The following is a 20,156-nucleotide window of genomic DNA, read 5'->3' on the forward strand; positions in this document are numbered from 1 at the left end:
GGTTCGACATGCCGCGCCCGTATTCGTGCCGTGACAGAATGTCCGCTCGATGCGCCCGCGCCGCCCCATTCACTTTGAAGATCTCGCCATGTCTACCACGACCGCATCCGCAGTGATCCGCCGCCAGGACTACACGCCGCCCGCGTTTCTGATCGACTCCGTCGCGCTCGAATTCGACCTCGTGCCGGCGCGCACCGTCGTGAAGAGCACGATGACGCTGCGCCGCAATCCCGACGCGAAAGGCGACGCGCCCCGGCTCGAACTGATGGGCGAGCAACTGGAATTCGTGAGCGCGGCGATCGACGGCGTCGCGCACGCGGATGTCCGTGTTCATGAGAACGGACTGTCCATCGGCGGTATTCCCGCGGCGGATGCCTTCGAGCTTAGCATCGAGAGCATCTGCAATCCGGCGGAGAACACGACGCTCTCCGGACTTTATGTCTCCAGCGGCAACTTCTTCACGCAGTGCGAAGCCGAGGGCTTTCGACGCATCACCTACTTCCTCGATCGCCCCGACGTGATGGCGACCTACACCGTCACGCTGCGCGCCGACAAATCCGCGTATCCGGTGCTGCTATCCAACGGCAATCTGATCGAGGAAGGCGAATTGCCCGGCGGCCGTCACTTCGCGAAATGGGAAGATCCGTTCAAGAAGCCGAGCTATCTGTTCGCGCTCGTCGCGGGCAAGCTCGTGTGCATCGAGGAACGCATCCAGTCGGGCTCGGGCCGGGAGAAGCTGCTGCAAGTGTGGGTCGAGCCGCACGATCTCGACAAAACCCGTCACGCGATGGATTCGCTCATCCATTCGATCCGCTGGGACGAAAAGCGCTTCGGGCTGGAGCTGGATCTGGACCGCTTCATGATCGTCGCGGTGAGCGACTTCAACATGGGCGCGATGGAAAACAAGGGGCTCAACATCTTCAACACGAAGTACGTGCTCGCCAATCCGGAAACGGCGACGGACACGGACTTTTCCAATATCGAAGCCGTGGTCGGCCACGAGTACTTCCATAACTGGACGGGCAATCGCGTGACGTGCCGCGACTGGTTCCAGTTGAGCCTGAAAGAAGGCCTGACCGTGTTCCGCGATCAGGAATTTTCCGCCGACATGGCCGCGGGCGACGCCGACGGCGCCGACGGTGGACAAAGCAGCGCCGCCGCGCGCGCGACCAAGCGCATCGAGGACGTGCGCGTGCTGCGTCAGATGCAGTTCGCCGAGGACGCCGGCCCGATGGCGCATCCCGTGCGTCCGGAAAGCTACGTCGAGATCAACAATTTCTACACGATGACCGTCTACGAGAAAGGCTCGGAAGTCGTGCGGATGTATCAGACGCTCTTCGGCCGCGACGGCTTTCGCCGCGGCATGGACCTCTACTTCCAGCGCCACGACGGTCAGGCCGTGACCTGCGACGACTTCCGGCACGCGCTCGCGGATGCGAATCATCGCGATCTCGCGCAGTTCGAGCGCTGGTACAGCCAGGCCGGCACGCCGCGCGTGTCGGTGCGTGCCGAGTACGACGCCGCGAAGAAGCGTTACACGCTCACGCTCGCACAGGGGTACGGCGAAGGGTCGGAAGCGGCGCGCGAAACGCAGAAAGGACCGTTGCTGATTCCGTTCTCGGTCGGCCTTATCGGCCAGAACGGCGCGGATCTGCCGCTGCGCCTCGAAGGCGAGAAGGAGCCGAACGGCACGACGCGCGTGCTCGAATTCACCGGGCGCGAGCAGTCGTTCACCTTCGTCGACGTGAACGAGGCGCCGCTGCCGTCGCTGCTGCGCAATTTCTCGGCGCCGGTGATCGTCGAATACGACTACACGAACGACGAACTCGCGTTCCTGCTCGCGCACGACAGCGATCCGTTCAACCGCTGGGAAGCCGGCCAGCGTCTCGCCACGCGCGAACTGCTCGGGCTTGCCGAGCGCGCGGCCAGTGGCGAAGCGCTGTCGATCGACGATCAGGTGATCGCCGCGTTCGCGCGCGTGCTCGACGACACCACGCTCACGCCCGCGTTCCGCGAACTGGCGCTGATGCTGCCGTCCGAAAGCTACCTCGCCGAGCAGATGGCCGTGTCCGATCCGGCCGCCGTGCACGCGGCGCGGGTCTTCATGAGCCGCCGTCTCGCATCGCAGTTGCGCGAGAAATGGATCGCGACGTATCAGGCGAACCGCACGCCGGGCGAGTACCGGCCGACGCCGGAAGACGCCGGCAAGCGCGGCCTGAAGAATCTGGCGCTGGCTTATCTGAGCCAGCTCGACGATCCGCGCGAAGCGGTCACGCTTGCGCAGGCGCAATACGACGCCGCCAACAACATGACGGACCGCTCGGCGGCGCTTGCGGCCCTGCTGCTCGCGAGCGCGACGAAGGGCGCGGATGCGAGCGTCGCGGACGCGGCGCTGGCGGACTTCTACCGCCGCTTCGAGAACGAGGCGCTCGTCATCGACAAGTGGTTTGCGCTCCAGGCGACGCAACGCGGCGGGCCGGACCGCAAGGTGATCGAGATCGTGCGCAAGCTGATGCAGCATCAGGCGTTCAACATCAAGAATCCGAACCGCGCGCGCTCGCTGATCTTCAGCTTCTGCAGCGGCAATCCCGCGCAGTTTCATGCTGCCGACGGTTCGGGCTACGCGTTCTGGGCCGAACAGGTGATCGCGCTCGACGCGCTCAATCCGCAGGTCGCGGCGCGCCTCGCGCGCGGGCTCGAACTGTGGCGCCGCTTCACGCCGAAGCTGCGCGAAAAAATGCATGCGGCGCTCTCGGAAGTCGCATCGAAGGCGAAATCGCGCGACGTGCGCGAGGTGGTGGAGAAGGCGCTCGCAGCCTGAGCACCGTTTCGCCGGGTTTTATCCGATGTTTGGCGGCCGCCGCGCGACATTCGCGCGGCGGCCGTTCTCGCTTATGGCGGATGCTGTCACATCGACGCGACAGGTCGAGCGGTTAGAATCGTGGATATTCGTCTAACGCTCACGGAGTCCCGCATGTCCTCCATTTCCAGCCGTACCACGCTTTCCAAGTATCTGATCGAGCAGCAACGCGAACACCAGAACCTCCCCGCCGACCTGCGGCTTCTGATCGAGGTGATCGCGCGCGCGTGCAAGCAGATCAGCTACCACGTCAGCAAGGGCGCTCTGGGCGAAGCGCTCGGCTCCGCCGGCAGCGAGAACGTTCAGGGCGAAGTGCAGAAAAAGCTCGACGTGTTGTCGAACGAAATCCTGCTCGAAGCCAACGAATGGGGCGGCAACCTCGCCGCGATGGCATCGGAAGAAATGGAAAAGATCTTCCCGATTCCCAACCGCTATCCGAAGGGCAATTACCTGCTGACGTTCGATCCGCTCGACGGCTCGTCGAACATCGACGTGAATGTGTCGATCGGCACGATCTTTTCGGTGCTGCGTTGCCCGGACGGCGTCGAGCCCAGCGAGCAGGCGTTCCTGCAGCCGGGTTCGCAGCAGGTCGCGGCAGGCTACGCGGTGTACGGCCCGCAGACCGTGCTCGTGCTCACGACCGGTCACGGCGTGAACTGCTTCACGCTCGATCGCGAGCTCGGCTCGTGGGTGCTCACGCAGCGCGATATGAAGGTGCCCGTCGAAACGCGCGAATACGCGATCAACGCGTCGAACACGCGTCACTGGTATGAGCCGGTGCAGCGCTACATCGACGAGCTGAACGCGGGCAAGGACGGCGCGCGCAAGGAAGACTTCAACATGCGCTGGATCGCGTCGATGGTCGCCGATGTGCACCGCATTCTGAACCGCGGCGGCATTTTCATGTATCCCGCCGACAAGCGCGATCCGTCGAAGCCCGGCAAGCTGCGCCTGATGTACGAAGCGAATCCGATGGCGTTCATCGTCGAGCAGGCGGGCGGCGCGGCGACCAACGGCGAGCAACGCATTCTCGATATCCAGCCGACGAGCCTGCATCAGCGCGTCGCGGTGTTCCTCGGCTCCAAGAGCGAAGTCGATCGCGTGACCCGCTACCATCTCGATCAGAAAAATTGATCTTAGGTATTGCCAAGACGAAAAATGCTCTGCATAATCTCACTTCTTCGTTGCTGACGAACTAAACGAACGCAACAGAGGGGCCGGAATAGCTCAGACGGTAGAGCAGCGCATTCGTAATGCGAAGGTCGGGGGTTCGATTCCTCTTTCCGGCACCAGAGAGAATTCAGGCAGCACATAAAAACCCGCGTACACGCAAGTTACGCGGGTTTTTGCTTTGGTTTGCGCTTTCGCAACAATTCCCCGCGCTGTGCACGCTATTGCGATTTACCGCAAAAATCGGCTTCACCGATTTCACGTTAGCACCCGCCGCCCGCCTGATTCTCCTTATATGTGCGGTTACGTACAACAACAAGCTATTTTCCGCCCTGCACCATCAAGCGTCAACGCAGGTTTCCCGGTATCGTTATATCCATAGAGGAAAAGCTACAGTTTAAGTACGCGGCGATCGAGATTGCGCGAAGCCATGCGCGGCGCGGCTCTCGGACTGTTCTTCGCAGCACTGGAAACCGTACTTTTTGCAGCAATGGATTTGAGGGCCGGTAATGATCTACCGACATCTTTACCGGCCCGAAGACGAACGATCATGCGTTGATGATTCACACGCGCGATTCGGCTCAAGCCGAAGCCGCCGCGATCCGATAACGCATAACTAGAGGGACCCGTATTTGGTATTCGGCTGTATGCGGCGGCGCAAAAAACCGCATCGGCCAGTTGGCGCAATTGCCGTAGACATCAAGGAGAGAAATCATGGACGCAAAACCGACGAAAATCCCGACGCCCGACAAGGTGTATTGTCCGGATCCGGAACCGGTTGGCGTCGAATTTCTCGCGACGGAACTGCCCGAGCACGTGCGCGCGTTCTTCGATGAACAGCGCAACTCGTCGCAGTCGAAGTAGGCGGACACGCTGGATCACGCCGTCGTCGTGAGAACGACGCCCGCCGCGCGCGGCGCACACGGACCGACCGGTCCGCGCATGGCTCACGCCAGGACGCGTCGCGCTCTTCGTTCATGACCGCCCGGGCGAGTCGTGTGGACACGACTCGTCTCTCACATTCAGGTTGAAGCGGGCGGTGCGTTATTCTGGCGCTTTTGCCCGGACACCGATGCGCCGTCGATCGAACACCTCCCTCCTCGCTTCCGCCTTCGCCTGCGTGCTCGCGTTCGCCGCGCCCGCATCCGTGCACGCCGACGGCGACGACACCCCATTCACCAACATCATCGCGCTCGTTTCGCAACGGCTCGCGCTCGCCGAGCCGGTCGCGCGCTGGAAGTGGGCGAAGCACGAACCGATCACCGACGCCCCACGCGAGGAGGCGCTGCTCAAACAGGTCGAGGAAAAGGCCAGAGCCGCTCAAGTCGATCCCGCGTTCGCGCGGCAGTTCTTCCGCGATCAGATCGATGCGAGCAAGGACGTGCAGAACGTGCTTTTCGCCAACTGGCGCGCGGTCAGGGCCGCGCCGGAAGAATCCCCGCCCGATCTCGCCAACGACACGCGTCCGAAACTCGACCGGCTGACGCAATCGCTCGTGTCGGCGCTCGCTCACGTCGAGCCGATTCGCCACGCCGACGACTGCCCGATGCGCCTCGCCGAAAGCGTCGCGCGATGGAAGCATCTGACGCGCTACAACTCGTCGATGAACGAGCCGCTCATGCGCGCACTGTCGCACGTCTGCGCGACGGGCGGCGTGGGCGCGGTCGGCTGATCGCGCTTTAGAGCGTGGCGGCGTGCATCGCCGCGGTGAGCGGCGTCACGGCAAGCCCGCGTGAGAGGCGCTCGCTGAGCACGCGATAGGTCGCGAGTTCGAAGCCGGACGTAGCCGCGCCCGCATGCAGCGCGCCCGCCTGCGGCAGCGTTGCGGCGGAGCCGAGATAGCACCAGTTGTCGATGACGTGCCACACGCGCAGCCCCGATGCCGCATCGCGCTCTTCGATTGCGATCGCGCCGCCGTATGGCCACGGCGCGCCGCGCATGTCCCCGCTTCGCGACTTCGACGCGCGGTTGTGCGCCGGGCGCGCGGCGGCAATCCATTGCGCCTCGGCCAGCATCGCACCGATCTCGCCGCCCGTCGCCTTCCATTCGACGCGGCGAACGAGTGCGGCGAGACGCATGTCCTTCGCCGAACGCCTCGGACCGACGAGATGCGCGCGCACGCGCTGGCGCAGCTTGACGCTGCGGCCTGCGTAGAGCGGCGCGTCGTCGTCGCCATAGAACATGTACACGCCGCAGCCTGCAGGAATCTGCTCGATCGTGTCTTCGTCGATGTGCGCGGCGAGCTGGAACCGGCGCGTCACGCGCTCCAGATGCGTGCGCACGACATCCGGCGCATGCGCGCTGTGCAGGTGTTGCCAGAACTGCCAGAGCAGATCGGCGTCGGCGAGCGCCCGGTGGCGTGCGGCGGGCACCAGCGCGTGCCGTTCGACGAGCGCATCGAGCCCGTGGCGTGTCTGCTCCGGATACACCGCGCGGGAAAGCTGCACCGTGCAGAGCACGTCGGGCGCGAAACGAAGGCCCAGACGCCTGAATTCGCCCTTGAGAAAGCCGTGGTCGAAATGAGCGTTGTGCGCAACGAAGAGACGCCCGTTCATCCGTTCGAGCAAGTCCGCGGCGAGTTGCTCGAACGTGGGCGCATCGCGGACCATCGCGTCGGTAATGCCCGTCAGTTGCTGGACGAAAGCGGGAATCGGCTTTTGCGGATTGACCAGCGACGTCCATTGCGAGACGCCCGACGGCCCGACTTCCACGATGCCGATTTCGGTGATGCGGTCCACACCGAAGGTGCCGCCGGTCGTTTCGAGATCGACGAATGCGATGGGCGCGGAAGGAAAGGCGAAGTGTTCAGACGGGTCGAGATGCATCGTGGACGGCGTGGGAGGCGGCGCGGAAGGCGGGATGGAGCGTGCGTTGGATTGCCCATTCTAACGCAGCACGGTGTGGCGGGCTTTCGACAGACCCGCTTGAAGTTCGATGGAAGTTCTGCGCCCCAGAGGCAGCGGATTTCTAGCGCACGGGTTATCGTCTTTTTAGAAAAGCAATAGCGTGTAACCCGTAATAACTTTCCCCGATTACCGGAAATATTTATTTGGTCGTCCTCAGACGAATGCCAGTGACCGAGCACGTCTGGGTCGATATTCCGCGAAGCATCGGTCTGGCGACGAGAGAGGGAGCGACAAGCCAAGCTGGGCAAGGAACGGCGGGCTTTGGCGTGGGTGCGGGCCCAATTGAATACAGCCGCATTTAAAATCACCGTTTGGATTCGAATAATCGAGCATCGATTAACAGCGGGACTCTTCCCCGCAAAGTTTCAAGCGCTTCCAAATCAGAATTTTTCCAACGATTCAAACCGAAATCGTTAAACTTTTCTGGAAACAAATTAATAGCGCAGTGCCGCACGTGAGAATCAATCCACCTCTCGACGCACAAGCGTTCACCCCACTTGCTCGATTCTCTGACATTAAGCATTCTGGAAAGTAAGTCGCGACTTAAATGTAATATCGAGCAACGATCCAGTCTCGCCGGTTCACAATCGCTCACGCCAGACGACACCCCATCACAGCCCCGCCCGGCGTGGCATCCAGACGCATCGACCGCGCAAAAAAAAAGCGCGACCGGGAAGTCGCGCTGACAAAGTTTGGAGATCTTTTTCCGTCAACGAAAAAGTCTGCTTCGGAAAGCAGAAACCGCAGTATAGCGATCCGATCCGAATGTATTACCTGCAAAAATAGCAAACTTCTGTTTCAAATATCTCAACAATGCATTTCTGCCATTTAGCCGTCATTTTCATCGTCCGTTGATGTAGCGCATGCGCAACGTCGATTGGTTGACACCTCTCGCCTTACGGCTTTATTCGCCGGTAAATCATTGTATATAAACAAAAATACACGATGCGACGATCATTGCCGCATCAACAATGGTTTATTGCGGAAATTGGAACGCCTCGTTCTGTAACGCCGTCTTTACACTTCGTCTGGTCCGGAAACAAATGTGTCGCAACGCCGATGCATGCTCATCCGCCCCGCGCCTCTCGCAGCGCGCCGGTTCGAGGTTTCCTCAAGCCTGGGTCCCCGGCCCTATCTGCTCTCGGAGTTACAAAGATGAAAAAGACTCTCATGGTCGCTGCCCTGTCGGGCGTTTTTGCTACCGCCGCCCATGCGCAAAGCAGCGTCACGCTGTACGGCCTGATCGATGCGGGCATCACCTACACGAACAACCAGATCACGACGGTCGGCGGCCCTGGCCACAGCAACTTCAAGGCGACGAGCGGTCAGGTGAACGGCAGCCGTTGGGGCCTGCGCGGCGCTGAAGACCTCGGCGGCGGCCTGAAGGCGATCTTCACGTTGGAGAACGGCTTCAACATCATGAACGGCCAGAACGGTCAAGGCGGTCGTGAGTTTGGCCGTCAGGCGTTCGTCGGTCTGTCGAGCACGCAATTCGGCTCGATCACCCTCGGCCGTCAGTATGACTCCGTGGTCGACTTCCTCGGGCCTCTGGCTCTGACGGGCACGCAATACGGCGGCACGCAGTTCGCCCACCCGTTCGACAACGACAACCTCGACAACACGTTCCGCGTGAACAACTCGGTCAAGTACACGAGCGCGAACTACGCCGGCTTCAAGCTGGGCGCGATGTACGGTTTCTCGAACGAAGCAGGCGGCTTCGCGGATAACCGCGCGTACAGCGTCGGCGCGTCGTACAACTACGGCCCGTTGAACGTCGCCGCAGCGTACATGCAACTGAACAACGTCGGCTCGCCGACGAACAACGTCAACGGCGCGATCACGACCGACAACACGCCGTTCGTCGCTGGCCGTCAGCGCATCTTCGGCGGCGGTCTGAACTACGCGTTCGGCCCGGCAACGGTTGGTTTCGTGTTCACGCAGACGATGCTCGACAACGCTTCGTCGATCACCAGCGTCGGCACGCAAGGCGCCGGCTCGATCAACCTGACCGACGGCCACGTTCGCTTCACGAACTACGAAGTCAACGGCCGTTACAACCTGACGCCGGCTCTGTCGCTCGCCGGTGCTTACACGTACACGGACAGCCGCATCGACGGCGAAAAGCCGAAGTTCCACCAGTTCAGCCTGCAGACGGCCTACGCGCTGTCCAAGCGCACCGACGTGTACCTGCAGGGCGAGTACCAGCACATGACCGACAAGGACAACCTGCCCATCGGCGCAGTGATCAACGGCGTCGGCATGTCGTCGAACTCGAATCAGGTGTCGGCGACGGTTGGCATGCGTCACCGCTTCTAAGATTCAACGGCAGTTCAGTTGTGCAAAAGCCGCTCTTCGGAGCGGCTTTTTTTCGTCTGCGGGTCAGGTAGGTTGCCGCTGCGCTCAGTTCGCGCTCAACTCGCGCTCAACTCGGGTAGCGCACATCCAGAATATCGATCTGCTGCACGCCCGCCGGCGTGTGCAAAGCGACCGTATCACCGATTTTCGCCTTCAGGAGCGCACGCGCGACCGGCGAGATCCAGCTCACATAACCACGCTCCAGATCGACTTCGTCCACGCCGACGATCGTTACGGTCTTCACGTCGCCGTCGTCGCCCGCGTAGTCCACCGTCGCGCCGAAAAAAACCTGATCGACGTTCTCCTGCTTGCTGCTGTCCACCACTTCCGCGAGATCCAGGCGCTTGCCCAGAAAGCGGATGCGCCGGTCGATCTCGCGCAGCCGCCGTTTGCCGTAGATGTAGTCGCCGTTCTCCGAGCGGTCGCCGTTGGATGCGGCCCACGAGACGAGCCTGACCACTTCGGGCCGCTCGTTGTCGAGAAGCTGCAGGAGCTCGTCACGCAGCCGCTGATGGCCCGCTGGCGTGATGTAGTTCTTCGTGCCCGCCGGAACGTCCGGCTGGCCGAGGTCGAGGTCGTCGTCGGTGTCGTCCGACTCTTTGACAAATGCCTTGTTCATGATGCGGATCGATAACGGAATCTGAGAAGTTCTGGCTTTGCAAACATCAAGTTACCACGCCTCGCGGCCGTTTCGTCGACAGAAAGATCGAAACATCGGCCAAAACCGCTTCCTTTTTTAAATTACCTTGGCTATAATTCCGCTTCTGCGTGCGGCTGTAGCTCAGTTGGATAGAGTACTTGGCTACGAACCAAGGGGTCGTGGGTTCGAATCCTGCCAGCCGCGCCACTTTTTCTGATGTTCTCGAATGAGGGCATCAAGCGCTTAACCACAAGCGCAGTGCAGTATAAGCAGTACCGTTTTGCGTGCGGCTGTAGCTCAGTTGGATAGAGTACTTGGCTACGAACCAAGGGGTCGTGGGTTCGAATCCTGCCAGCCGCGCCACTTTTGAAGGGCCTTCCAAACGGAAGGCCCTTTTTGTTTGTGCGCGCCGGAATGGCCTACTGACGCGGAACCGGACTGATATCGCCGATATGCCTCTCCGGCGACGGCATATCCTCCACCGAAGCCGTCGCGCTCGATTCTCCGATCGGTTCCGCGCGCTCGCCAAGCAGCGACTGGGGGCGCCGCAAATACTCGTCCTCTACCTCGTCGCCGAACGCGTGCCGCACGAACGCGCGCAGCAATGCGATCCGCAGCGACGGTCCCCGCCCTTCCACCGGCTTGCCTTCCTTCCCGAACGTCACGGTGCAGCTCACCTCGCCGCGCCCGTGATCCTGCATCTCCAGCTTGCAGGCGCGCTCCAGGACGACCGATGCAGCCTCCCATGACGTCGATGGCAGAAAGCGTCCGTCCCAGGGCTTGCCGCGGTCGTTGCCGCGGATAGAGAGCGTCTCTCCGCTATCGGTGAAGTGGATTTCGCGGATGAATTCGTGCAGCCCGCGCGCGACCCAGTAATCGAGCGTGGTGCCTTCGAGATCGGAAGTGTTCATGCGGCGCCTTCTCCTGTTCGTCGGACGACGACAGGCATGCATGCCGCGTACCCGCGCCGGCGCGTCAGTAGTCGGCGCGCTCGCGGTCGATGCGCATGCCGCCGTCCTGATTGCGGTGATGCGGTTCGTCGCTCGGACGCTCGCGCGCGATGCGCATCACGTCCGGATTGGTGCGCACGCGGCGCATGACGTTGGCCAGATGCACGCGGTCGCTGACCTGAATCACGAAGCGCAGCAGCTTGGCTTCCTGCGACACGTCTTCGTCCATCGCGATATGCACGATGTTCGCATCCGCCGACGTGATGTCCGCCGCGACGCGGGCGAACACGCCCTTCGTGTTCTTCACGAGCACCTTCACGGCGACGTCGAAGAGACGGCCTGGCTGCGGCGCCCATGCGACGTCGATCCAGCGGCCCGGATCGCGCCGGTGGATGCGCTGCGCGACGCGGCATTCCGTCGTGTGAATCGCCATGCCGAGGCCGATGCCGATATAGCCCATGATGTCGTCGCCAGGAATCGGGCGGCAGCACGGCGAAAGCTGCACCGACATGCCTTCGGTACCCGTGATGACCACCGGCGGCGCGGTGTTCGTGCTGTGGTGCTCGCGCGGATGATCTTCGTCATCGGCGATACCGTTCATCAACACTTCGATGCGCTTGGCCATGACCGCCGCCACGCGCCGGCCGAGACCGATGTCCGCGAAAATTTCCTGGCGCGTCTTGTTGCCGGTCCACAGCACGAGTTTTTCCCAGACTTCCGGCGTGACATCCGAAAGCGCGAGGCCGTAGCCCTTGAGACTCTGATCGACGAGCCGCTCGCCCAGTTGCACCGACTCGTTCAGGCGCATCGTCTTCAGATAGTGACGGATGGCCGAGCGCGCCTTGCCCGTGCGCACGAAGCCGAGCCACGCGGGATTCGGCTTCGAATACGGCGCGGTGATCACTTCGACGATATCGCCGCTTTTAAGCTCCGTGCGCAGCGGCAGAAGCTCGTTGTTGATCTTCACCGCGACGCACTGATTGCCGAGGTCGCTGTGGATCGAATAGGCGAAATCGAGCGCCGTCGCGCCGCGTGGGAGCGGCATGATCTTCGACTTCGGCGTAAACACGTAGACCGCGTCCGGGAACAGGTCGATCTTGACGTGTTCGAGGAATTCGCTCGAATCGCCCGCTTCGCTCTGAATGTCGAGCAGCGACTTGAGCCACTGATGCGCGCGCTTTTGCACGTCGTTCAGATCGGCGCCGCCATTCTTGTAGAGCCAGTGCGCCGCGACGCCGGCCTCGGCGATCTCGTGCATCTTGCGCGTGCGAATCTGGAACTCGATCGGCGCGCCGAACGGGCCGACGAGCGTGGTATGCAGGGACTGATAGCCATTCACCTTCGGAATGGCGATGTAGTCCTTGAATTTTCCCGGCACGGGCTTGTAGAGCGCATGCAGCGCGCCGATGCACGTATAGCATTCGAGCGCGCTCTCGACCACGACGCGAAAGCCGTACACGTCGAGCACCTGCGAGAACGACAACTGCTTGTCGCGCATCTTCTTGTAGATGCTGTAGATCGTTTTCTCGCGGCCGGTGACTTCCGCATTGATCTTCGCGTCCGCGATGGTGCGCTGCACCGCTTCGAGAATCTTGCCGACCACTTCGCGCCGGTTGCCGCGCGCCGCCTTCACCGCTTTTTCGAGCGTGGCGTAGCGATTCGGATTGAAGTTCGCGAAGGAAAGATCCTGCAGTTCGCGATACGTATTGTTCAGACCGAGCCGATGCGCGATCGGCGCGTAGATATCCAGCGTCTCGCGCGCCACGCGCCGGCGCTTTTCCGGCGGCACCGCACCGAGCGTGCGCATGTTGTGCAGACGGTCGGCGAGCTTGACGAGAATGACGCGCACATCGCGCGCCATCGCGAGCAGCATCTTGCGGAAATTCTCCGCCTGCGCTTCCTCGCGATTGCGAAATTCCATCTTGTCCAGCTTGGACAAGCCGTCGACCAGTTCCGCGACTTTCGCGCCGAAGCGCTCCGCGATCTCCGTCTTGGTGACGCCCTGATCTTCGATCACGTCGTGCAGCAGCGCAGCCATGATCGATTGCGCGTCCAGCTTCCAGCCCGCGCAGATTTCCGCGACCGCGACCGGATGCGTGATGTACGGCTCGCCGCTCTGGCGATACTGCCCGAGATGCGCTTCGTCGCTGAAATGGAACGCCGCCTTGACTTCCTTGATCTCCTCGGCGGAGATGTAGCCGGCGAGCGTGTTCGTAAGTTTCGCGATGGAAACGACGTCGTGCTTGCGCGGCTGTTCAGGCGTGGCGGTCGGGCCGAACAGGTGACGAAACGACTGTTCGAGGACCGCGTCGATGTACTTGCGCGCCGCATGCGGCTTGTCCGCATCGAGCACCGAATCCTGATCGATGTCGATGTCGGGGTCCACGGCGGCGGAGATGGGCAACGGTGTCTGACTCATCTTCGCCTCCGTGGTGATGTGACGCGTTGGGTTGTCGGTTGCAGAAATTGAAACCGGGATGCCGCAGCCCTTAGACGGGCACCTTCTTCAACATTTCGATGCCGACCTGACCCGCCGCGATCTCGCGCAGCGCGACGACGGTCGGCTTGTCGCGGCTCTCGATTTTCGGCGTGTGGCCTTGTGCGAGCTGACGCGCGCGATACGTCGCGGCGAGCGCGAGCTCGAAGCGATTCGGGATTTGTTTAAGGCAGTCTTCGACGGTGATGCGGGCCATGTTGAGTTCCTTCTCGATATGGGTTTTATTCTACCTTATGTGACCGAACGACCCGGTCACAGCGGCGTGTCAGGATTGCGGCGTCGAATGAATGCCGAGATCCACGAAAAGCTGCGTATTGCGCGCGTATTGCGACGTGAAGCGCAGGCGCGTCGCGGCCACGAGGCAACGCAGTTCCGCGAGCGCGCGATCGAAGTTTTCGTTGATCACCACATACTCCGCTTCCGATGCATGCGCCATTTCGCTGCCGGCCGCGAGCAGCCGCCGCACGATCACTTTTTCGGAATCCTGGCCGCGTTTCTTGAGGCGGTCTTCGAGCGCGTCGAGCGACGGCGGCAGAATGAAAATCTCCACCGCGTTGCGAAACTGCTTCTTCACCTGCTGCGCGCCCTGCCAGTCGATTTCGAGCAGCACGTCGTGGCCCTGCTTCATCTGATCGGCGATCCACAGCTTCGAGGTCGCATAGTAGTTGCCGTGCACTTCGGCGCTTTCCAGAAACTCGCCGTTTTCGCGCCGCTCCATGAATTCGTCTACTGACACGAAGTGATACTGCACGCCGTTGGTTTCCTTCGAACGCGCTTCGCGCGTCGTATACGAAACCGACAGCAGAATCTCCTTATCCTCGGCGAGCAGCGCGTTCACGAGCGTGGACTTGCCCGCGCCCGAAGGCGCGACGACCATGAACAGGTTGCCGGGATAGATGCCCGTATAGTGGCTGTGCGAGCGGTGCGTGGTATTCGGCATGATGTTGCATTACTCCAGATTCTGTACTTGCTCGCGCATCTGCTCGATGAGCAGCTTGAGCGTCATCGATGCATCCGCGAGTTCCTTCGCCGCCGCCTTCGAGCCGAGCGTGTTCGCTTCGCGGTTCAGCTCCTGCATCATGAAGTCGAGGCGCTTGCCGACCTTGCCGCCCTTTTGCAGCACGTGGCGCGTTTCGTTCAGATGCGCGGTGAGGCGCTGCAATTCTTCGGCGATGTCGATGCGAATGCCGTACATCGTCACTTCCTGACGAATGCGTTCGGCGATTTCCTCGCGCGGCACGCTCGTCGACGTTCCGCCTTCGTTCGTCGCAATGCCCAGCGCATCCTGCAAACGCTCGACGATCTTCTGCTGATGCTTGGCGATGAGTTCGGGCACGAGCGGCGTGATGCGCGCGACGATCGCTTCCATTTCCGTCACGTTGTCGATCAGCACTTTGCCCAGTGCCGCGCCTTCGCGCGCGCGCACTTCGATGAGGTCCGCGATCGCCTGCTTGCCGCATGCGAGCACCGCTTCGCGCAGCGTTTCCTGCGATACCGCGCTTTCGGCGAGCACGCCGGGCCAGCGCAGGATTTCGCCGGTGCGCATGCGCTCGGCATCGGGAAAGACATCGAGCACGGCGCGTTCGAGCGTCGCGAGTTGCGTGAGCGCTTCGCGGTTGAGCGCGCCCGCGTTCGCCGTCTGCTCGACGCGATTCAGATTGATGCGGATATCGACCTTGCCGCGCGAGAGCTTGGACATCAGCATTTCGCGCAATTGCGGCTCGGTTGCGCGCACGTCTTCGGGCATGCGGAAGTTCAGATCGAGAAAGCGCGAATTCACCGTGCGCAATTCCACCGATACACCGACGCCCGATCCGCCCGCGCCATTGGGTCCCGCGCCATCCGCGACGACTTCGCGCGTCGCGCTGGCATAGCCTGTCATGCTGTAGATCATGGTACGTCTCGCGATGTGAGCCTTCCTTGCGAAGGCCGATTCAACGAAACGCCCGGCGCTCTCGAAAGTGCTTTGGGGATGGCACGCGTTTGGCGGCCGGGCGAGGAATCCGCATTATCCCATTTTTGTCGCGCGGCCCGCCCGGTCGGCATGTCCGCGACCGACGCCTGCCGGTGAATAACGATAAAATCGGCGGCGAATGACGATAAACATGGCGGGGATTTCCCGTCCAACTTTCTCGAACCCGATCCATGACCGACTCTCCCCTGCTCAAGCCTTCCCCCCCGCGCCCGAGCGGCCGCCGCGCGAATCAACTGCGCGACGTGCGCATCACGCGCCATTACACGAAGCACGCGGAAGGCTCGGTGCTCGTCGAATTCGGCGATACCAAGGTGATCTGCACGGCGAGCATCGCCGAGCGCGTGCCCGAGTTTCTGCGCGGACGCGAACAGGGCTGGCTCACCGCGGAGTACGGCATGCTGCCGCGCGCGACCCACACGCGCAGCGACCGCGAAGCCGCGCGCGGCAAGCAGACGGGCCGCACGCAGGAAATCCAGCGTCTGATCGGCCGCGCGCTGCGCTCGGTGTTCGATCTCAACGCGCTCGGCGCGCGCACGCTGCACATCGACTGCGACGTGATTCAGGCCGATGGCGGCACGCGCACGGCGAGCATCACGGGCGCGTTCGTCGCGGCGCACGACGCGGTGAGCAAGCTGCTCGCGGCGGGCAAGATCGCAAAGACGCCGGTGAAGGACTTCGTCGCCGCGATTTCGGTCGGTATCTTCGAAGGCGCGCCGGTGCTCGATCTCGACTACGACGAAGACTCGCAATGCGATACCGACATGAACGTCGTGATGACGGGCGCGGGCGGTTTCGTCGAAGTGCAGGGCACGGCGGAAGGCGCGCCCTTCACGCGTGACGAGATGAACGAACTGATCGCGCTCGCGGACAGCGGCATCCGCGCGCTGATCCTGAAGCAGAAGGAAGCGCTGGAGAGTCATGGTGTCTGATGCGCATGGTCTGAGCCGCGTGGTGCTCGCATCGAACAATGCGGGCAAGCTGCGCGAGTTCGCATCCCTTCTGGATGCGGCGGGAATCGAGCTGATCACGCAGGGCGAGCTTGGCGTGCCCGAAGCGCCGGAGCCGCACGCGACGTTCGTCGAAAACGCGTTGGCGAAGGCGCGGCATGCGTCGGCGCTGACCGGCCTGCCCGCACTCGCCGACGACTCCGGCCTCTGCGTGCGCGCACTGAACGGCGCGCCGGGCGTGTACTCCGCGCGCTATGCGTCGATGAACGGCGAAGCGAAAAGCGACGCCGCGAACAACGCGAAACTCGTCGCCGATCTCGCCGACCAGGCCGATCGCCGCGCGTACTACTTCTGCGTGCTCGTGCTCGTGCGTCACGCCGACGATCCCGAGCCGCTCATCGCCGAAGGCCGCTGGCACGGCGAAGTGTTGGATGCGCCGCGCGGCGCGCACGGCTTCGGCTACGACCCGCACTTCTTCCTGCCGGCGCTGAACGCGACCGCCGCGGAACTCGATCCCGCGCGCAAGAATGCGCTGAGCCATCGCGCGCTCGCGCTGCGCGATCTGCTGCAACGACTGAAGGAACTTGCGTGAGCGCCGGACCGAAGACGATCAACGTGGTGCAGGCTTTCACGTCGCCGGGCAGCATCCGGCTGACATCGCTGCCGCCGCTCTCGTTGTACGTGCATTTCCCGTGGTGCGTGCGCAAGTGCCCGTACTGCGACTTCAACTCGCACGAATGGAAGGACGACGCGTTCCCCGAGGAACGTTATCTCGACGCCTTGCGCGCCGACCTCGAAAGCGCGCTGCCGCTCGTGTGGGGACGGCAGGTGCATACGATTTTCATCGGCGGCGGCACGCCCTCGCTCCTGTCGGCGAAAGGGCTCGACCGGCTGCTTTCGGATGCGCGCGCGCTTCTGCCCATCGACGCCGATGCCGAGATCACGCTCGAAGCGAATCCGGGCACCTTCGAAGCGGCGAAGTTCGCGTCGTTTCGCGCGAGCGGCGTGAACCGTCTGTCGATCGGCATCCAGAGCTTCAACGAGGCGCATCTGAAGGCGCTCGGCCGCATTCACGATGCAACGCAGGCCCGGCGCGCCGTCGAGATCGCGGCGAAGCACTTCGACAACTTCAATCTCGATCTGATGTTCGCGCTGCCGCAGCAATCGCTCGACGAATGCAGGCACGATATCGAAACGGCCATCTCGTTCGCGCCGCCGCATCTGTCGCTCTATCACCTGACGATGGAGCCGAACACGGTCTTCGCCAAGTATCCGCCCGCCCTGCCCGACGACGACGCTTCCGCCGACATGCAGGACTGGATTCACGAGCGCACGCACGCGGCGGGCTATGAGCGCTACGAAGTGTCGGCGTATGCGAAGCCGCACCGGCAGAGCCGGCACAATCTGAATTACTGGCGTTTCGGCGACTATCTCGGCATCGGTGCGGGCGCGCATACGAAGCTGTCGTTTCCGTCGAAGATCCTGCGTCAGGCGCGTTTCAAGCATCCGGCGAGCTATATGGATCACGCGCTTGCGCCCGACGAAACCCCGATTCAGGAAGAGCGCGAAGTCGGTCCGCGCGATCTGCCGTTCGAGTTCATGCTCAACACGCTGCGTCTCGTCGAAGGCTTTCCGGTGCATGCGTTCGTCGAGCGCACGGGTCTCGCCCTGTCGGCGATCGAGCCCGCCCTCGTACAAGCGGAGAAGCGCGGGCTGATTACGCGCACCATCGAGCGCATCGCGCCGACCGAGCTCGGCCAGCGCTTTCTCAACGATCTACAGGAGCTGTTCTTGAAGGACTCGAAGAATTGAGCGCGCCGACGATGACGCCGGGCTCGGTGATGCGGCATCGCCCGTTCGCGCTTTTCTGGACCGCGCGGGTGATGTCTTCGGTGGCATTTCAAATGATGTCGGTCGCGATCGGATGGCAGGTCTATTCGATCACGCACAGCGCCTACGCGCTCGGTTTCGTCGGGCTCGCGCAGTTTCTGCCGATGTTCGTGCTGACGCTGGTCGTCGGGCACGTTGCGGATCGCTACGACCGGCGCACGATTGCGTACGTGTGTCAGGCTATCGAGGGCGTTGGCGCGCTGGCGCTGTGCCTCGGCGCGTGGCACGGCTGGGATAGCGTCGCCCCCATTTACGCGATCGCGATGATTACCGGGGCCGCGCGCGCGTTCGAATCGCCGTCGATGGCGGCGTTGCTGCCGAACCTCGTCGCGCGTTCGCAACTGCAGCAGGCGACCGCGTGGTCGACCTCGGCGAACCAGACGGCGATGATCCTCGGTCCCGCGATGGGCGGCCTGCTGTACGGCCTCGGCGCACTGACCGTGTATGGCGCGGTGACGATCGCGTTTCTGGGCGCGGCGTCGGCGGTGGCCGCCATCAGGATCGACGAGGCCGTGCGCATGCGCGCGCCCTTGTCGTTCGAAGCGCTGTTTTCCGGCATCGGCTTTATCAAGAGCAAGCCGGTGATTCTCGGCGCGCTGTCGCTCGATCTGTTCGCCGTGTTGCTCGGCGGCGCGACGGCGCTCTTGCCGGTGTATGCGCGCGATATCCTGCATACCGGCCCGTGGGGGCTTGGCGTGTTGCGCGCGGCGCCCGCCGTGGGCGCGCTCGCCGGATCGATCTGGCTCGCGCATCATCCGCTGCGCCAGCGCGCGGGCACGGCGCTGTTCGGCGGCGTGATCGCGTTCGGCATCGCGACGATTCTGTTCGGCTTGTCGCGCGATATCGGATTTTCGCTGCTGGCGCTGGCGGCGCTCGGCGCATCGGATGTGATCAGCGTGGTCGTGCGCTCGTCGCTCGTGCAGTTGCAGACGCCCGACGAGATGCGCGGACGCGTCGGCGCGATCAATTCGCTGTTCATCGGGACGTCGAATCAGCTCGGCGAATTCGAATCGGGGATGACGGCGGGGCTGTTCGGCGCGGTGCCGGCGGTGCTGATCGGCGGAATCGGCACGATTGCCGTCGCGTTGTTGTGGATGCGCCTGTTTCCCGCGCTGCGGGCGACGAAATCGCTCGAAGGGTGAACGTTCCTCTCTTCGCCGATGAGTTGCGCTACAATACGCGCCTTGCTGGAGGTGTGGCCGAGCGGTTTAAGGCACCGGTCTTGAAAACCGGCGAAGGAGCGATCCTTCCGTGAGTTCGAATCTCACCGCCTCCGCCATACCCCTATTCTCAACCGTCCGGTTGTGTCTGAATCATCCCCCACCCACCGCGGTGCGTGCTTCATCCTCCATACTCGTGGCCTCGGTCTAGTATCGCCCGCCTGATCGCTTCGACATCCTGACGGAGGTCACCACGAAATTCAGACAATACGCATATCCGATACTCCCCACCCCACGTACATTGCCCTTGTCTCCATCCCGAGTTTTCCCCCATTCTCGGGTGACGGAGACCTTCAATGGGTAAGGTTGGATTTTGGCCTCGCAGCGCGCGAGGCCAGTTTTTTTCCATCACCTGCAAATCGATGTGAACACGGCGGCCATGGCGCCATCTAACCGCCTCATCGAGACAACGCGGAGAACCGCCCATGAAGTCACGCCGCCTCATGCCCGTCCTCTTCGGCTGCGCCATCGCCGTGAGCCTGCCGGCGCATGCCCAGCCTCAGCACAACGCGCAATGGCGCGCGACCGAAGCCACGTTCTTCGACCTGATTCAGAACGGATATGGAATCGTCGCGGTGACGAGTGTCGCCGCGCGGAGTACAGGCTTGCCCGAAGACACCTACGTGCTTCAGAAAACCAATAGCGTCTATCGCTGCGTGGAAACGCGGGCGGCCGAGACCGGCACGGCCCGATCGACCGCGCCCTTACGCTGCGCCGAGCTAGTCAAGCCTTACACGGACTGACTC

Annotated in this window: 17 protein-coding genes and 4 tRNA genes; 14 read left to right on the forward strand and 7 right to left on the reverse strand. The window is 62.6% G+C overall.

Translation table 11 applies throughout. The annotated features are described in order from the left end of the window. Positions 1-88 precede the first annotated feature (88 nt). From pepN to LY284_RS09070, 5 genes are all read left to right on the forward strand, one after another. Positions 89-2,821, forward strand: coding sequence for an aminopeptidase N (gene pepN, locus LY284_RS09050; protein WP_014190746.1), 2,733 nt, complete (start codon positions 89-91; stop codon positions 2,819-2,821). A 153-nt stretch (positions 2,822-2,974) separates the two neighbouring features. Beyond that, entirely contained in the window at positions 2,975-3,994 is a 1,020-nt protein-coding gene (locus LY284_RS09055) for a class 1 fructose-bisphosphatase (RefSeq protein WP_014190745.1), read from the forward strand. An 82-nt stretch (positions 3,995-4,076) separates the two neighbouring features. After that, a tRNA-Thr gene (locus LY284_RS09060) sits at positions 4,077-4,152 on the forward strand. 592 nt (positions 4,153-4,744) lie between these two features. Next, entirely contained in the window at positions 4,745-4,894 is a 150-nt protein-coding gene (locus LY284_RS09065; RefSeq protein WP_014190744.1) for a hypothetical protein, read from the forward strand. 208 nt (positions 4,895-5,102) lie between these two features. Then, on the forward strand, positions 5,103-5,702 hold the full coding sequence (locus LY284_RS09070) for a chorismate mutase (RefSeq protein ID WP_014190743.1): 600 nt from the start codon (positions 5,103-5,105) through the stop codon (positions 5,700-5,702). A 7-nt stretch (positions 5,703-5,709) separates the two neighbouring features. On the opposite strand, the gene LY284_RS09075 is transcribed toward LY284_RS09070, so the two are convergent. After that, positions 5,710-6,855, reverse strand: coding sequence for an exonuclease domain-containing protein (locus tag LY284_RS09075; RefSeq protein ID WP_014190742.1), 1,146 nt, complete (start codon positions 6,853-6,855; stop codon positions 5,710-5,712). 1,236 nt (positions 6,856-8,091) lie between these two features. Between LY284_RS09075 and LY284_RS09080 the strand changes: the two genes are divergently transcribed. Beyond that, positions 8,092-9,252 (forward strand): porin, encoded by a 1,161-nt coding sequence (locus LY284_RS09080; RefSeq protein ID WP_041730198.1) that lies wholly within the window; start codon positions 8,092-8,094, stop codon positions 9,250-9,252. 106 nt (positions 9,253-9,358) lie between these two features. Here the strand turns inward: LY284_RS09080 and greB are convergent, their stop codons facing one another. Next, positions 9,359-9,910, reverse strand: coding sequence for a transcription elongation factor GreB (gene greB, locus LY284_RS09085; RefSeq protein WP_014190740.1), 552 nt, complete (start codon positions 9,908-9,910; stop codon positions 9,359-9,361). Between the two features lie 151 nt (positions 9,911-10,061). Between greB and LY284_RS09090 the strand changes: the two genes are divergently transcribed. After that, positions 10,062-10,138: transfer RNA gene (locus LY284_RS09090), tRNA-Arg, on the forward strand. Between the two features lie 79 nt (positions 10,139-10,217). Further along, positions 10,218-10,294 (forward strand) — tRNA-Arg (locus LY284_RS09095). A 56-nt stretch (positions 10,295-10,350) separates the two neighbouring features. Here LY284_RS09095 and LY284_RS09100 read toward each other — a convergent pair. The 5 genes from LY284_RS09100 to LY284_RS09120 all read right to left on the reverse strand — a co-directional run bounded on the left by LY284_RS09100 (position 10,351) and on the right by LY284_RS09120 (position 15,272). After that, complete coding sequence (locus tag LY284_RS09100) at positions 10,351-10,842, reverse strand: phage protein NinX family protein (protein WP_014190739.1); 492 nt, start codon at positions 10,840-10,842, stop codon at positions 10,351-10,353. A gap of 64 nt (positions 10,843-10,906) precedes the next feature. Further along, complete coding sequence (locus LY284_RS09105) at positions 10,907-13,300, reverse strand: bifunctional (p)ppGpp synthetase/guanosine-3',5'-bis(diphosphate) 3'-pyrophosphohydrolase (RefSeq protein WP_081478139.1); 2,394 nt, start codon at positions 13,298-13,300, stop codon at positions 10,907-10,909. A gap of 70 nt (positions 13,301-13,370) precedes the next feature. Beyond that, positions 13,371-13,574 carry a DNA-directed RNA polymerase subunit omega gene (rpoZ, locus tag LY284_RS09110; RefSeq protein ID WP_006999799.1) on the reverse strand — a complete coding sequence of 68 codons (204 nt, stop codon included), beginning with the start codon at positions 13,572-13,574 and terminating at the stop codon, positions 13,371-13,373. A gap of 69 nt (positions 13,575-13,643) precedes the next feature. Continuing rightward, on the reverse strand, positions 13,644-14,318 hold the full coding sequence (gene gmk, locus LY284_RS09115; protein WP_014190737.1) for a guanylate kinase: 675 nt from the start codon (positions 14,316-14,318) through the stop codon (positions 13,644-13,646). 9 nt (positions 14,319-14,327) lie between these two features. After that, complete coding sequence (locus LY284_RS09120) at positions 14,328-15,272, reverse strand: YicC/YloC family endoribonuclease (RefSeq protein ID WP_014190736.1); 945 nt, start codon at positions 15,270-15,272, stop codon at positions 14,328-14,330. A 251-nt stretch (positions 15,273-15,523) separates the two neighbouring features. Between LY284_RS09120 and rph the strand changes: the two genes are divergently transcribed. The 6 genes from rph to LY284_RS09150 all read left to right on the forward strand — a co-directional run bounded on the left by rph (position 15,524) and on the right by LY284_RS09150 (position 20,153). After that, positions 15,524-16,282 (forward strand): ribonuclease PH, encoded by a 759-nt coding sequence (rph, locus tag LY284_RS09125; protein WP_014190734.1) that lies wholly within the window; start codon positions 15,524-15,526, stop codon positions 16,280-16,282. Next, positions 16,272-16,892: an RdgB/HAM1 family non-canonical purine NTP pyrophosphatase gene (rdgB, locus tag LY284_RS09130; RefSeq protein ID WP_014190733.1), complete on the forward strand. Its 621-nt coding sequence runs from the start codon at positions 16,272-16,274 to the stop codon at positions 16,890-16,892. The genes rph and rdgB overlap by 11 nt, the downstream gene beginning before the upstream one ends. Next, complete coding sequence (hemW, locus tag LY284_RS09135; RefSeq protein WP_014190732.1) at positions 16,889-18,112, forward strand: radical SAM family heme chaperone HemW; 1,224 nt, start codon at positions 16,889-16,891, stop codon at positions 18,110-18,112. Before rdgB ends, hemW begins: the two co-directional genes overlap by 4 nt. A gap of 11 nt (positions 18,113-18,123) precedes the next feature. Next, the gene (locus tag LY284_RS09140) at positions 18,124-19,332 is read left to right on the forward strand and encodes an MFS transporter (protein WP_175582482.1); all 1,209 of its coding nucleotides are present in this window, start codon (positions 18,124-18,126) and stop codon (positions 19,330-19,332) included. Between the two features lie 47 nt (positions 19,333-19,379). Beyond that, positions 19,380-19,469: transfer RNA gene (locus tag LY284_RS09145), tRNA-Ser, on the forward strand. Between the two features lie 366 nt (positions 19,470-19,835). Continuing rightward, positions 19,836-20,153, forward strand: a complete 318-nt coding sequence (locus LY284_RS09150) for a hypothetical protein (RefSeq protein ID WP_014190730.1) — start codon at positions 19,836-19,838, stop codon at positions 20,151-20,153. Positions 20,154-20,156: the final 3 nt, after the last annotated feature.

The sequence above is a fragment of the Caballeronia sp. PC1 genome, from assembly GCF_021353155.1.
GTDB lineage: Bacteria > Pseudomonadota > Gammaproteobacteria > Burkholderiales > Burkholderiaceae > Caballeronia > Caballeronia cordobensis.